Source organism: Roseomonas elaeocarpi, assembly GCF_042433915.1.
GTDB lineage: Bacteria > Pseudomonadota > Alphaproteobacteria > Acetobacterales > Acetobacteraceae > Roseomonas > Roseomonas elaeocarpi.
In genome coordinates this window covers 42613-55781 of sequence record NZ_JBHLUN010000004.1, presented here as the reverse complement: position 1 = coordinate 55781, position 13169 = coordinate 42613, and the positions used below count along the sequence as shown (strand labels likewise).

13 protein-coding genes and 1 tRNA gene are annotated in these 13169 nt (G+C 71.9%); 11 read left to right on the top strand and 3 right to left on the bottom strand.

The annotated features are described in order from the left end of the window. The first annotated feature begins 70 nt into the window (after window positions 1–70). The 10 genes from ACFFGY_RS05310 to ACFFGY_RS05265 all read left to right on the top strand — a co-directional run bounded on the left by ACFFGY_RS05310 (window position 71) and on the right by ACFFGY_RS05265 (window position 9876). Entirely contained in the window at window positions 71–1003 is a 933-nt protein-coding gene (locus ACFFGY_RS05310; RefSeq protein WP_377043378.1) for a uracil-DNA glycosylase, read from the top strand. A gap of 285 nt (window positions 1004–1288) precedes the next feature. Further along, complete coding sequence (locus tag ACFFGY_RS05305) at window positions 1289–3295, top strand: lytic transglycosylase domain-containing protein (RefSeq protein WP_377043377.1); 2007 nt, start codon at window positions 1289–1291, stop codon at window positions 3293–3295. A gap of 268 nt (window positions 3296–3563) precedes the next feature. After that, complete coding sequence (moaB, locus tag ACFFGY_RS05300; RefSeq protein WP_377043376.1) at window positions 3564–4100, top strand: molybdenum cofactor biosynthesis protein B; 537 nt, start codon at window positions 3564–3566, stop codon at window positions 4098–4100. Between the two features lie 72 nt (window positions 4101–4172). Next, a complete protein-coding gene (locus ACFFGY_RS05295; protein WP_377043375.1) occupies window positions 4173–4673 on the top strand; it encodes a cupin domain-containing protein in 501 nt (166 codons plus the stop codon). A 184-nt stretch (window positions 4674–4857) separates the two neighbouring features. Then, window positions 4858–5889, top strand: a complete 1032-nt coding sequence (locus ACFFGY_RS05290; RefSeq protein WP_377043374.1) for a sulfate ABC transporter substrate-binding protein — start codon at window positions 4858–4860, stop codon at window positions 5887–5889. Further along, entirely contained in the window at window positions 5886–6731 is an 846-nt protein-coding gene (cysT, locus tag ACFFGY_RS05285; protein ID WP_377043373.1) for a sulfate ABC transporter permease subunit CysT, read from the top strand. Before ACFFGY_RS05290 ends, cysT begins: the two co-directional genes overlap by 4 nt. 50 nt (window positions 6732–6781) lie before the next feature. Further along, the gene (cysW, locus tag ACFFGY_RS05280) at window positions 6782–7585 is read left to right on the top strand and encodes a sulfate ABC transporter permease subunit CysW (protein WP_456316149.1); all 804 of its coding nucleotides are present in this window, start codon (window positions 6782–6784) and stop codon (window positions 7583–7585) included. 96 nt (window positions 7586–7681) lie between these two features. Next, the gene (locus ACFFGY_RS05275; RefSeq protein WP_377043371.1) at window positions 7682–8722 is read left to right on the top strand and encodes a sulfate/molybdate ABC transporter ATP-binding protein; all 1041 of its coding nucleotides are present in this window, start codon (window positions 7682–7684) and stop codon (window positions 8720–8722) included. Window positions 8723–8869: 147 nt separating this feature from the next. Further along, complete coding sequence (locus tag ACFFGY_RS05270; RefSeq protein ID WP_377043370.1) at window positions 8870–9328, top strand: IS630 family transposase; 459 nt, start codon at window positions 8870–8872, stop codon at window positions 9326–9328. Continuing rightward, window positions 9313–9876 (top strand): IS630 family transposase, encoded by a 564-nt coding sequence (locus ACFFGY_RS05265; protein ID WP_377043424.1) that lies wholly within the window; start codon window positions 9313–9315, stop codon window positions 9874–9876. The genes ACFFGY_RS05270 and ACFFGY_RS05265 overlap by 16 nt, the downstream gene beginning before the upstream one ends. A gap of 33 nt (window positions 9877–9909) precedes the next feature. Here ACFFGY_RS05265 and ACFFGY_RS05260 read toward each other — a convergent pair whose 3' ends face one another. After that, the gene (locus ACFFGY_RS05260; RefSeq protein ID WP_377043369.1) at window positions 9910–10653 is read right to left on the bottom strand and encodes an SH3 domain-containing protein; all 744 of its coding nucleotides are present in this window, start codon (window positions 10651–10653) and stop codon (window positions 9910–9912) included. Window positions 10654–10682: 29 nt separating this feature from the next. Then, window positions 10683–11750 carry a YihY/virulence factor BrkB family protein gene (locus tag ACFFGY_RS05255; RefSeq protein ID WP_377043367.1) on the bottom strand — a complete coding sequence of 356 codons (1068 nt, stop codon included), beginning with the start codon at window positions 11748–11750 and terminating at the stop codon, window positions 10683–10685. A gap of 247 nt (window positions 11751–11997) precedes the next feature. Between ACFFGY_RS05255 and ACFFGY_RS05250 the strand changes: the two genes are divergently transcribed. Then, on the top strand, window positions 11998–12969 hold the full coding sequence (locus ACFFGY_RS05250; protein WP_377043366.1) for an SAM-dependent methyltransferase: 972 nt from the start codon (window positions 11998–12000) through the stop codon (window positions 12967–12969). A gap of 114 nt (window positions 12970–13083) precedes the next feature. Here ACFFGY_RS05250 and ACFFGY_RS05245 read toward each other — a convergent pair. Continuing rightward, window positions 13084–13167 (bottom strand) — tRNA-Leu (locus ACFFGY_RS05245). Between the last annotated feature and the right edge of the window lie 2 nt (window positions 13168–13169).

The window sequence follows — 13169 nt, the reverse complement described above, 5'->3', positions numbered from 1 at the left end:
TGTAGCGGCCCCCTTCCGGGCGGGGAACCCCGGTTGCACGCGGGGCCCCCAAGGCCCGATATGGGGCGTGATGCACCCTGTCGAGGACGAGACCGCCGCCCTTCGCGATGCGCTCCGCGATGCCCTGGCCCTGCAACTGGCCTGGGGCGTCGACGAGGCGCTGGACGAGGACCCGCGCGACCGCACCGCGCCGGCGGCCGACGTCACGCCCTTCCGCCTCCCGCCCACGGCCCGTTCCGCGCCGGCGCCCGCGGCCGCCACCACCGGGAGCGAGCCGGACCTGGCGGCGGGCGCAGGGGGCAGTGCGGGGGCCAACCTCTTCGGCGAGGCCGCGGCCCCCCGCCGCGCCGCGGCCCGGATCTCCGCCGCCGCGGTGCTGACGCCGGCCGCGCGCCGGGCGGCGGACCTCGCGGCCGAGGCCGACAGCCTGGAGGCACTCAAGGCCGCGATGGAGCGCTTCGAGGCCAGCCTGCGCGACACCGCCACCAACATCGTCTTCTCCGACGGCGTGGCGGAAAGCGGGCTGATGATGATCGGCGAGGCGCCCGGCGCCGACGAGGACCGGCTGGGAAAGCCCTTCGTGGGCGTGTCGGGCCGGCTGCTGGACCGTATGGTGGCCAGCATCGGGCTGGACCGCGCGAGCAACTTCTACCTCAGCAACATCCTGTGCTGGCGCCCGCCCGGCAACCGCACGCCCACCGATGCCGAGGTGTCGCTGTTCCTGCCCTTTATCCGCCGCCACATCGCGCTGGCCCGGCCGCGCCACGTGGTGCTGCTGGGCGGCACGGCGGCCAAGGCGATGCTGGGCGCCAAGGAGGGCATCACCCGCCTGCGCGGCCGCTGGCACCGTATGGAGATCGAGGGGCTGGGAACCGTGCCGGCGCTGGCCACGCTGCATCCCGCCTATCTCCTGCGGCAGCCCTCGGCCAAGCGCGAGGCCTGGCAGGACCTGCTGCTGCTGCGCCAGGTGCTGGACGGCACCGCGACGATCCCCTGGAGCTGACCGCAACGCGCAGGACGGGGGTTTCGGCGCCGTGGAAAGTCGTGCTGCAGTGCAGGTATGACGTGAACGTGACCCTCGGAAGGCGCGGAAACTCGCCAGCTACGCGAGTTTGTCTCAATATTTGATGAATGTCTCGCATATCGGTCTTGCCATCGCCGTCCCCGAGCCGTTAACGCCTCGGGCATGGGAGTTCATCGCCTCAGAGGCCTGAACCGTCCGGCCTATCGCCGAACCGTTCGTGGCCTCGCGCTTCACCCCCGGCCGTTGCGAAGACTTGGCCTCATCATGCTGGTGGCAACGCTGGGCGCCGGCTCCGCCGCGCAGGCCTCCACCACCTCGGGGCCTGCCGCCGGCCGGTCGGTCAGCCAGGCCACGGCCGCCTTCAGCGCCTCGGCCGGCCGCGACGCCGCGCGCGCCCGCGGCTGGGCCACCACGCCACGCCGCCAGGTCGCGACCCTGGCCGAGGCCGCCCGTTCCGCGGCACCCCGCCGCCCGGCCCGCAGCACCGAGCGCACCGTCGCGTCCTCCGGCAGCCAGGGCGGCGGCAACGTTTCCAGCCGCGCCATCTCCGACCGCGAACTGGCGCTGGCCCCGGCGCTGCGCCCCAGCGGCGCGGCGCCCCTGCCGGAGCCCCTGGCGCCCTCCGATGCGGCGCGGCTGCGGCGGATCTTCGCGGCCCAGGCGGCCGGCGACCTCAACGCGGCCAGTGCGGAAACCGCCCGGCTCGACGACCGCCGCCTGCTGGGCCACGTGCTGGCCGATCGCTGGCTGCGCCACCTGGGGCCGGCCCCCGGAACCGGCGAGTTGCAGAACTGGCTCGCCACGAATGCCGACCACCCGGACGCCCCGCGGATCTACGCCATGCTGGTGGAAGCCAGCCCGCGCGGCGCCAGCCTGCCGCCGCCGCCGCCTGACGCGACCCTGTCCTCCTCCACCGACATCGTGCCGGAGGAAAGCGTTCCCGCCAGCCGCAGCGTCGTGCGCAACCCGGCGCTGGACCGCAGCGTGGCCGAGCGCGCGGCCGCCGGCGACGCCGCGGGCGCCCTGCGGCTGATCAGCGGCACGCGGGGCATGACCCCGGCCTATGCCTCGCTGCTGCAGTCCGACCTCGCGCTGACGCTGTTCCAGCAGGGGAAGGACGAGGAAGCCTTCGGGGTGGCCGCCGCCGCGGTGCGCGCCACGCCCGGCCACGCCAATGCCGCCTTCGTGGCGGGGCTGGCCGCCTGGGGCCACAACCGCTTCGACGTGGCGCTGCCCTATTTCGAGGCTGCCGCCCGCGCCGACGACGCGCCCGCGGTGCTGCGCTCGGCGGCCGCCTTCTGGACCGCCCGCGCCGCGGTGCGCGCCCGCCGGCCGCAGCTCTACGTGAGCTGGATGCTCCAGGCGGCGCAGGAGCCGCGCACCTTCTACGGCATGGTGGCCCGCCGCGCGCTGGGCCTGCCCTCCAACTTCGAGTGGGAGCGCGACCTGAGCGGCGAGGCGGAATCCGCGGCCCTGGCCGAGACCGCCGGCGGCTGGCGCGCGCTGGCGCTGCTCCAGGTCGGGCAGCGCGACCGTGCCGAGGCCGAGCTCCGCCGCCTCTGGCCCGCGGTGCAGGGCAACCCCGCCCTGTCGCGCGCCTCGCTGGCGGTGGCGACGCAATCCGGCATGACGGAGTTCGCGGCCCAGCTCGCAGGCCTGGCGCAGACCGCCGACGGCCGCCCGCGCGACTTCGCCCGCTTCCCCGTACCGAACCTCAGGCCGCAGGGCGGCTACCGCGTCGATCCCAGCCTGCTCTACGGGCTGGCGCGGCAGGAATCCAACTTCGATCCCGGTGCCGTGTCGCCGGTGGGCGCGCGGGGGCTGATGCAGCTGATGCCGGCCACCGCCTCCTTTATCAGCGGCGACAGCTCGCTCGGCGGTCCGGGCGGGATGCAGCGTCTCCATGACCCGGCCTTCAGCCTGGAACTCGGACAGCGCTACCTGCTGCACCTGGCGGGGCAGGACGTGACCGGGGGCGGGCTGATCCGCGTGTTGGCGGCCTACAACGCGGGGCCGGGCAAGCTGCAGAGCTGGCAGCCCAACACCCAGGACCGCGACGACCCGTTCCTCTACATCGAATCCATCCCGATCACGGAAACCCGCCTCTTCGTGCAGCGCGTGCTGACCTATTCCTGGATCTACGCCAGCCGCCTCGGCCTGCCGGCAACGAGCCTGGACGCGCTGGCGGCGGGGGCCTTTCCGCGGCTGAACAATGCGGCGGAGCTGGAAGGGGCGATGAGCCGGGCGCGCTCGGTCTCGGCCTCGCGCTGAGCGCCGCAGCCTGTCCGGAAGGAACCCGACCGCCCGGGTATGATCAACCGGGCGTAGCCGTCCGGGCCTGATCGCCGGTGCCTGATTCGGGGCGGTCGTTCACGTGACGTGCACCGCGGACGGCCGCCCCGTTCCGTCCGGGCCGGCCGCTTCCGCGGGGTCGCCGCGGTGGCCTCGCCGCGGACGGGCAGGGCAGCCTCGCCCCGCGACGGCTGCGCTGAAGCCCCGCGACATCCTATCCTGCGTCCCGAACACGGAGGAGCCAGACATGCCGATCGACGAGAGCGCCACCTTCCTGCCCGTCAACATCGCAATCCTGACGGTGAGCGACACGCGCGACCTCGCCTCCGACCGCTCGGGCGAAACGCTGGCGGCGCGCATCACCGCGTCGGGCCACCGCCTCGCCTCGCGCGAGATCGTGCGCGACGAGCCCGCGGCGATCGAGGCGGTGCTGCGCCGCTGGGTGGCCGACGCGCAGGTGGATGTCGGCATCACCACCGGCGGCACCGGCATCACCGGGCGCGACGTGACGCCGGAAGCCTTCGCGCGCGTGCTGGAAAAGGAGATCACCGGCTTCGGAGAACTGTTCCGGATGCTCAGCTACGCGAAGATCGGAACCTCCACGATCCAGTCGCGCGCCATCGGCGGCGTGGCGGGCGGCACCTACCTCTTCGCGCTGCCGGGCTCCACGGGGGCGGTAAAGGACGGGTGGGACGACATCCTGCGCTTCCAGCTCGACGCCCGGCACCGGCCCTGCAACCTGGTGGAGCTGATGCCGCGCCTGCAGGAACATCTGCGCGGCTGAACGCAGGGGCCCCGCAACTGCCGGCCGCGCTGGGTCGTTTGCCTCGGCACGAAGAGAATGAGGCGACCGGCGATGGACATGCAGAAGCTGATCCTCAACGCGGCGGAGGTCGAGGCGGTGCCGCTGAAGATCCCCGGCGCCAGCGGCGAGTTCAAGGTGCAGATCCTCAACGAGGATCAGGACGCGGGCGTGGTCACCACGATCATCCACCTGCCGGCGGGCGGCACCATCCCCGCGCATTCGCACAAGGCGGGTGCCGAGATGCACTACGTCCTCGAGGGTGAGCTGATCGAGGCCGGGACGCCCTATCCGGCCGGCAGCTTCCTGACCTTCGCGCCCGGCGTCGTCCACGGCCCGCACGAGAGCAAGCAGCCCGCCAAGGTGCTGACCGTGCAGCAGTGGCAGAGCAAGGGTGGCCAGTTCGACTTCGAGCCGGCCGAAGGTGGCAGCAGTGCCGGATCCTCGGACGCGAAGCCCGCCGGGTCGGGGGCGCAGGCGGCTGCGGAAGGCAGCCCCGTGGAGGGCAGCGGAGCGGCCGAGCGCGAGCATTACGAAGGCAAAGGCTATACCTGAAGCCGGATGACGGGTCGCGCGGGAGAACAACATTCTCCCGCGCACGTCACGGACGACAAGCTTCGTCCCGTTCTTCTTGCGTGACACTTGCGCGGTATTATTGCGAAGACGCACCCTCCCGGCTTCGTCACGCCGAGACTTGCAAAACACGGCGGTTCAGCGGCATCGTCCGGCAAAACCGGAGTTGCAGACCGTGCCTCTGACCACACGCCGCGTGCTGGGTGTCCTGGCTGCTTCCGCCGCACTCCTTTCCACCCGTTTCGCAAGGGCGCAGGAAGCGACGTCGCTGCTCAACGTGAGCTACGATCCGACGCGCGAACTGTACCGCGACATCAACGCGGCCTTCGCGAAGGAATGGGCAGCCAGCCATAACGGGCAGCGCCTCCAGCTCCGCTCCTCGCATGGCGGTTCCGGCGCCCAGGCGCGCTCGGTGATCGACGGGCAGGCGGCCGACGTGGTCACGCTGGCGCTCGCCTACGACGTGGACGCCATCGCCGAGCGCGGCCTGATCGCGCGCGACTGGATGTCACGGCTGCCCGACAACTCCGCGCCCTATACCAGCACGATCGTCCTGCTGGTGCGCAAGGGGAACCCCAAGGCGATCCGCGACTGGGGCGACCTCGTGCGCGATGGCGTCGGCGTCATCACGCCCAACCCCAAGACCTCGGGCGGGGCGCGCTGGAACTACCTCGCGGCCTGGGCCTGGGCGCGCCGCCAGCCGGGCGGCAGCGACGCGACGGCGGCGGAGTTCCTGGGTCGGCTGCTGCGCAACGTGCCCGTTCTCGACACCGGCGCGCGCGGTGCCACCACCTCCTTCGTGCAGCGCGCGCAGGGCGACGTGCTGCTGGCCTGGGAAAACGAGGCGCAGCTCGCGCGCAAGGAGTTCGGCGCGGACGCCTTCGAGGTCGTCGTGCCCTCGCTGTCGATCCTGGCGGAACCCTCGGTCGCGGTGGTGGACCAGGTGGTGGACCGGCGCGGCACCCGCGCCCTCGCGGAAGCATACCTGCGCTTCCTCTACACCCCGGAAGGGCAGGAGATCGCCGCGCGCAACTTCTACCGCCCGCGCGAGGCCGCGGCGGCGGAGCGCGCCAAGGTCACCTTCCCACAGCTCAACCTCGTGACCGTGGACGCGGAGTTCGGCGGCTGGAGCAAGGCGCAGGCGGAGCACTTCGCCGACGGCGCTTCCTTCGACCGCCTGTACAAGCCGGCGCGTTGAGCGCGCTTCTCGCCCGTTCGCCCTCGCACCGCCATGACGTGGTGCCGGGCTTCGCCTTTACCCTCGGGGTGACGCTGGTCTGGCTGGGCGCGATCGTGCTGATCCCGCTCGCAGCTCTCGTGCTGCGTCCCTGGACGCTGGGCTTCGAGGGCGTGTGGAACAGCGTCACCGAACCGCGCGTCGTGGCGGCGCTGCGGCTGAGCTTCACCTCCGCGGCCCTTTCGGCCGCGTTCGACATCCCGCTCGGCCTGCTGCTGGCCTGGGTCCTGGTGCGCTACCGCTTTCCCGGCCGCCGGCTGCTCGACGCCGCGATCGACCTGCCCTTCGCGCTGCCCACCGCCGTGGCCGGCCTGTCGCTGACCGCGCTCTTCGCGCCCAACGGATGGCTCGGCGTGCCGCTCGCCGCGATCGGCGTGCAGGTGGCCTTCACGCCGCTGGGCATCTTCGTGGCCATGTGCTTCGTGGGCCTGCCCTTCATCGTCCGCACGGTGGAGCCGGTGCTGCGCGACCTGCCGGCCGAGGTCGAGGAAACCGCCGCCACGCTGGGCGCCACGCGGGCGCAGGTGATCGCGCGGGTGATCCTGCCCGCCATCGCGCCCACGGTGCTGACGGGCTACGGCCTGTCGCTCGCCCGCGCGGTGGGGGAATACGGCAGCGTTATCTTTATCGCCGGCAACCGCCCGATGGTGAGCGAGATCGCGCCGCTGCTGATCGTCACGCGGCTGGAACAGTACGACTACGCCGGCGCCGCCACGGTCGGCCTCGCGATGCTGCTGATCGCGCTGGCGGTGCTGCTCACGCTCAATCTCCTGCAATTCCTGCTGCGGCGGAACCGGCGGTGAGCGGCGCCTTGCGCGAGACTCCGGCATCGCCGCTGCAGGAAGCGCCGGCCCTGCGCCGCCTGCTGCTGGCACTGGCGCTGCTGGCGGCCGCGATGTTCCTGCTGCTGCCCACAGTGGTGGTCTTCGCCGAGGCGCTACGCCGCGGCTGGCCTGCCGTGCGCGAGGTGATGGAGGACCCCGACACCATGTCGGCCTTCTCCCTGACGCTGGTGGTCGCGGCGATCTCGGTGCCGGTCAACACGGTGGGCGGCATCGCCGCGGCCTGGTGCATCGCCAAGTTCCGCTTCCCCGGGCGCGGGCTGCTGACGGCGCTGATCGAGCTGCCCTTTTCCGTCTCGCCGGTGATCTCCGGCCTCGTCTGGGTGCTGCTCTTCGGGCTGCAGGGCTGGTTCGGCCCCTGGCTCCAGCGGCACGGCGTGCAGGTCATCTTCGCGCTGCCGGGGCTGGTGCTGGCCACGCTCTTCGTGACCTTTCCCTTCGTCGCGCGCACGCTGATCCCGCTGATGCAGGAACAGGGCCGAGACGCCGAGGAAATGGCGGCGACGCTGGGCGCCACCGGCTGGCAGACCTTTCGCCGCGTCACCCTGCCGGACGTGAAATGGGCGCTGCTGTCGGGCGTCCTGCTGTGCAATGCCCGCGCCATGGGCGAGTTCGGCGCGGTGTCGGTGGTGTCGGGCCATATCCGCGGCGAAACCAACACGCTGCCGCTGCACATCGAGATCCTCTACAACGAGTACCAGTTCGCCGGCGCCTTTGCCGTGGCCGCGCTGCTGGCGCTGCTGGCCCTGGTGACGTTGGTCGCGAAGGCGTTGCTGGAATACCTGTCGGGTCGTCGCCATACCCTGCACCCGTGACCGGCGCCGTGCCGCCCGCCTGCCCGTGACGCGTCGTCGCCGCCGTGCCAGGATCACCCATGCAGTCACGACCGGAGCCCGGATGAAGTTCTCCGAATGAGCGTTGAGGTCGTGGCCGTGTCCCGCCGCTTCGACGGCGGCACGCCGGCACTGAGCGATGTCAGTCTCAGCATTCCCGACGGCGAGTTCGCGGTGCTGCTCGGCCCATCGGGCTCGGGCAAGACCACGCTGCTGCGCATCCTGGCGGGGCTGGAATTCCCTGACAGCGGCGAGGTCCGCATCGGCGGCCGCGACGTCGCGGCGCTGCCGGCGCGCTCGCGCAACATCGGCTTCGTGCCGCAGAACTACGCGCTGTTCCGCCACATGACGGTGTTCGAGAACGTGGCCTTCGGGTTGCGCGTCCGCCCCGCCGCCAACCGCCCGTCGCGTCGCGAGATCCGCGGGCGGGTGGAGCAACTGCTGGACCTCGTGCAGATCGGTGCCCTGGCGCGCCGCTACCCCGACCAGATCTCGGGCGGGCAGCGGCAGCGCGTGGCGCTCGCCCGCGCGCTGGCGATCGAGCCCTCGGTGCTGTTGCTGGACGAACCCTTCTCGGCGCTCGACGCGCGCGTGCGCAAGGAACTGCGCGCCTGGCTGCGCGGCCTGCACGTGCAGCTCGGCCTCACCAGCGTCCTGGTCACGCACGACCAGGACGAGGCCATGGAGATCGCCGACCGCGTGGCGGTGCTCCAGTCCGGACGCCTCGTGCAGTACGACACGCCGCGCGCGCTGCTGGAACGCCCGGCGGCGCCCTTCGTGGCCGGCTTCCTGGGCGAGGCCAACGAGCTTCGCTGCATCGTGCGCGACGGCTACGCCCATTTCGCCGACCTGCCGCTGCCGCCGGTGCAGACCGACTGCCCCGCCGGCGAGGCGAGGGCCTTCCTGCGCCCCGGCGACGCGCTGGCGTCACCCGGTGGCGGCGCTTGGACGGTGCGGCATGCCACGATGGACTCCCGCGGGCTGCGCCTCGTGCTCGGCACCGCGCGGGGCGAGGGGACGCTGGATGCCGTGGCGCAGCCCGCCTGGCGCGACGCCACGCCGGGCGACCTGTGCTCGGTGAAGCTGCTCTCGGCCGCGGTGTTTCCCCGTCGGGACTAATACCGGCGAGCGGATGAACTGACTCTGGTGTGATTTCAGTTCTGGCGGGGATGGTGATTCGCTTCTGGCCTGACCTGATGGGACGGGCTGATGGGGCGAGCACTGGAGATCCGGACGGAGGTGGCGAGTGCGGGCGAACTCCGGTGCATGGCACGGCGCGAGCGGAACCGCCGGACCGCGACGCGGATGCTGGCGGTAGCGCACGCGCTGGAAGGGCTGAGCCGGGCGGAGGCGGCGCGGCTGGTGGGGCTGGAGCGTCAGGCTCTGCGGGACGCGGTTACTCGCTACAACGCGGAAGGGCTGGACGGCCTGCGGGATCGGCCCAAGCCGGGACGGCCCTCGACGCTGAGCGAGGCCGAGCAGGCGGTGCTGGTGAACGTCATTCTGCGCGGCCCCGACCGGGAACGTGACGGTGGCGCGGAGTGGACGCTGCCGATGCTGTGCCGCTGGATTGAGGAGCGGTTCAACAAGCGCCTGCACCCGGCCAGCCTGTCGCGGGTGGTGCGCGGGCTGGACCTGTCGCGGCAGAAGACCCGGCCACGGCACCCGCAGGCTGACGAGAAGGCCAAGGCGGCTTTCGCAAAAGGGGGCTGCGCCGCGCCGTAGCAGCCGCTGCCGCCGACCATCCGGGCCGGCAGATCGAGCTCTGGTTCCAGGACGAGGCCCGGGTGGGTCAGAAAGGCCGCACCGGGCACCGCTGGTGGGCACGGGGAGAGCGCCCGCGCGGGCTGTGCGATCAGCGCTACGACTGGACCTACCTGTATGCCGCCGTCCGGCCTGCTACTCGAGAAGCCTTCGCCCTGGTGTTGCCAGTGGTGTCCACCACCGCCATGGGCGTGTTCCTGGCGCATTTCGCCGCCGCTCTCGCCCCCAACGTCCACGCCGTGCTCGTGCTGGACCAGGCAGGCTGGCACGGCTCACGGCAACTCCGTGTGCCCGCCAACGTCACCCTTGTGCCGCTGCCGCCCTACGCGCCCGAGTTGAACCCGGTCGAGCGCGTCTGGCTCTACCTGCGCGAGCGGTTCCTGTCCCACCGCCTGCTCCACGGCAACGCCGACATCGTCGAAGCCTGCTGCCAAGCCTGGAACGCCCTCTCGCCCGACCGCCTTCGCTCCCTCACCAACTACCCCTGGATCAGAAGGATCACTTCATAAGCTCGGCGGTATAAGGCTGCGGCGCCCGGGCGTTCACGGGTGTTGCAGCACCATGCTCCCGTGCATCCAGCCGCCCGGGCCCGACGCGTCGCCCACCCGGTACCAACCGCCCGGCGCGGTGCCGTAAACCTTCAGCGACTGCCCGGCCGCCACCACCCGCAGCACCGAGCCGCCGCTGGGGCTGGAGCGGAGATTGGCGGCCTGCCGCGTCACCACCGAACCTTCCGCGCCCGTGCTGGCGGCAGGCGCGGCGGCGGCTTCTGCAACGGGCGTGGCGGCGGGGAAGCTCGCCTGGCGGAGGTAGGGCAGGTCCGCCGGGATGGTGGGCAGCAGCGGCGGCGCAGCCTGGCGCAGCGTCGGGCGCGGCCCGCCCATGTCCCGGCAGCGCGAGGTGCTTTCGACGTAGACGCGCGTCGCCTCGACGCCGGAGGTGGCGAGGAAGGACGTGACCTCGGGCTTGCCCGTCGCATCGGCCGGCAGGCTGACGGTGCTCACGAAGGGCACGAAATGTCCCTGCGCGCCGTCGATGCTCATCTCGCCGCATACCGCGAGGACGTCGCCCTCAGCCTGGGGAAAGCTCCGCACCTCGCGCAGCGCGAGGTTGCGCCCCAGCTCCTGATCCGCGCGCAGCTGCGCTTCCGCCAGCTGCACGGCCTGCTTCTGCTGCTGGGTGGAGGCCGCGGCATCCGCGGTCTTCTCGTTGCAGCCCGCGAGTGCAAGCCCGCTCACGGCAAGTAAGCAGAGGGCCATCCCCCGGGCCGTGATCTGGGCGTGCATCGACGTTTCTCCTGCTGGTGGTTGGCGGTTCAGTGCGAGGCGGGCTCGCGGAAGCTGTCGGGAACGTGGCTGGGCTTGCGGCGCAGCTGCTGGCTGGCGGTGCGCAGCATGCTGGCCACGCCGAGCACGCTCCACACCGCGCTGGTCTTGGGAACCAGCGGCGCCGGCGTCGCGAGGCTGGAGGCGGGTGCCGGCGCGATGCGGCGCGCGGTGGGCGCGTCCTTCTTGTCGGCCGGCACCGGCGCGTGCTGGTGGCTGCCTTCCTGGCCCGCATAGGCGCGGGTGAACTCGGCACCCATCAGGAAGATCTGCGAGGAGTAGTAGACCCACAGCAGGATGATCACGAGCGCGCTGGCCGCGCCGTAGCTCGTGGCCATGTTGCTGCTGCCGAGGTACCAGCCGATCAGCGACTTGCCGATGGTGAACAGGATCGCGGTGACGAAGGCGCCGACGCCCACGTCCTTCCATTCCATGTGATGGTCCGGCAGCACCTTGTACATCGCGGCAAACAGCACCGTGATGATGCCCAGCGACACGGCGATGTTGACGGCGCTGATCAGCAGCGTGACGCCCGGCATGCGCCCCTGCAGCCAGGTGCTGACGGCCGAGATGCCGGCGCTGACCACCAGCGACACCACCAGCAGGAAGCCCGTCGCCGCCACGAGGCCCATGCTGGCCGCCTTGGCGCGCACCAGCCGGGTCACGGTGGTCTCGGTGCCCGCCGCCGGCGGCTCCGTCTTCCAGATGGCGTTGAGCGAGGCCTGAAGCTCTCCGAACACGCCGCTGGCGGTGACCAGCAGCGTCACGATGCCGACGATGGTGGCGATGGTGGAGGAGGTCTTGTTGCTGGCGCCCTTGACCATCTCCTGCACCGCGCCGGCTGCGTCCTGGCCCAGCATGCCGCGCAACTGGTCATCGAGGGCGCCGTGCACCGCCTCGTCGCCGAAGAAGAAGCCGGCGATGGCTGTCATGATGATCAGCAGCGGCGCGATCGAGAAGATCGTGTAGTAGGCAATGGCCGCGCCACGGCTGAGGCATTCATCGTTGATGTAGCCTTCAACTGTGTCCTTGATCAGGCTCCAGACCTTGCCGAACATGCCGCCTCGCCCCAGTTCCCGTCGGGGATTGTCCCCGGGCCTCCGCTGCGAAACGTAACCGCGGCACCATGGGTTGCGCCGGCAATCGCGGTGCGGCAGGCGATCGCGCCCCCTTTCGTGTCCGAGATGTTCGCCCCGGCGCGCGCAACGACCCGGCCCCGTTCCGCCGTTGCTGCCAGGCAGGCGGGCGGCTGCTGCCGCGGCGAAGCGGGTTCAACGGCGGCGGAAATGCGCTAAAGCCCTGCCGATGCCCTGCCTCCTCGCTGCCAGTGAGCTTTCCGCCGACCAGGTGATCGGCGCGGCCTACCTCGCCCATGCCGGCTTCGAGCGCGAGGTCGAGGAAGCGCTGCGCCGCACCGGGCGCGCGGTGCTGTGCTGGCACGGACCCCTGGCCCTGACCGCCGAGCCGCCGGTGGAAGGCCCCTCCGGCATTCCCTGGGCGCTGGACACCTGGACGGCGCCGCAGCTGATCCCCGTGGCCTCCATCAAGACCGCGGCGGCCGCCCTGCGCGCGATCCAGCGCAACTGGTCGCTGCTGTCGGTGGACCACCACCGCCGCGCCTCGCTGATCGAGGCGGCGCTGCCGCCGGTGAGCGCCCGGCCGGTGGTGTTTCCCACCCCCGTGCCCACGGCACCGCTGGGTGGCTGGTGCCTCCTGCGGCCCGACCTGATGCTGGCCAGCGCCACGAAGACCAGCCCCTATGCCGGCGGCGCGCCGGTGCTGGTGGAAAACCGCACCGACCCGCCCAGCCGCGCCTACCTGAAGCTGTGGGAAGCCTTTCTCGCCGCCCGCGCCTGGCCGCAGGCGGGCGAGCACTGCCTCGACCTCGGCGCCTGTCCGGGCGGCTGGACCTGGGCCGTGGCGGCGCTGGGGGCGAAGGTGACGGCGGTGGACAAGGCGCCGCTCGACCCCAGGGTCGCCGCGATGCCGGGCGTGTCGGTGCTGCAGGACAGCGCCTTCGCCCTCGACCCGCGCGAGCACGAGGCGGTCGACTGGCTGCTCAGCGACGTGATCTGCTACCCCACGCGGCTGCTGGCGCTGGTGCGCCGCTGGATCGAGGCCGGCAAGGCGCGCCGGATGCTGTGCACGATCAAGTTTCAGGGCGAGACCGACCACGACGTGGCGGGTGAGTTCGCGGCGATCCCCGGCGCGCGGCTGACCCACGGCAGCTACAACAAGCACGAGCTGATGTTCCACTGGGCGCGGCCCGAGGAATGAGGCCGAGGGGCTGAGGCTGCTGGGGCGGGGGCGCCATCTCGGGCGTGGCGTGAGGCCGCCGGGCGAAACAGGACGCCTTGCTGCAGGGGCGGGATGGGTGAGGCGGGATCGGGATAGGGACGGCGGGACTCGAACCCGCACAGGCTGATCGCCCAGCCGATTTTAAGTCGGATCCGTCTACCATTCCGGCACGCCCCCCG

Coding starts and splice junctions, on each gene's coding strand:
- moaB (WP_377043376.1), top strand. CDS start 3,564: ATGCCGATCGACGAGAGCGCCACCTTCCTGCCCGTCAACATCGCAATC.
- ACFFGY_RS05250 (WP_377043366.1), top strand. CDS start 11,998: ATGCCCTGCCTCCTCGCTGCCAGTGAGCTTTCCGCCGACCAGGTGATC.
- ACFFGY_RS05305 (WP_377043377.1), top strand. CDS start 1,289: ATGCTGGTGGCAACGCTGGGCGCCGGCTCCGCCGCGCAGGCCTCCACC.
- ACFFGY_RS05270 (WP_377043370.1), top strand. CDS start 8,870: ATGGCACGGCGCGAGCGGAACCGCCGGACCGCGACGCGGATGCTGGCG.
- ACFFGY_RS05295 (WP_377043375.1), top strand. CDS start 4,173: ATGGACATGCAGAAGCTGATCCTCAACGCGGCGGAGGTCGAGGCGGTG.
- ACFFGY_RS05260 (WP_377043369.1), bottom strand. CDS start 10,653: ATGCACGCCCAGATCACGGCCCGGGGGATGGCCCTCTGCTTACTTGCC.
- ACFFGY_RS05255 (WP_377043367.1), bottom strand. CDS start 11,750: ATGTTCGGCAAGGTCTGGAGCCTGATCAAGGACACAGTTGAAGGCTAC.
- ACFFGY_RS05310 (WP_377043378.1), top strand. CDS start 71: ATGCACCCTGTCGAGGACGAGACCGCCGCCCTTCGCGATGCGCTCCGC.
- ACFFGY_RS05275 (WP_377043371.1), top strand. CDS start 7,682: ATGAGCGTTGAGGTCGTGGCCGTGTCCCGCCGCTTCGACGGCGGCACG.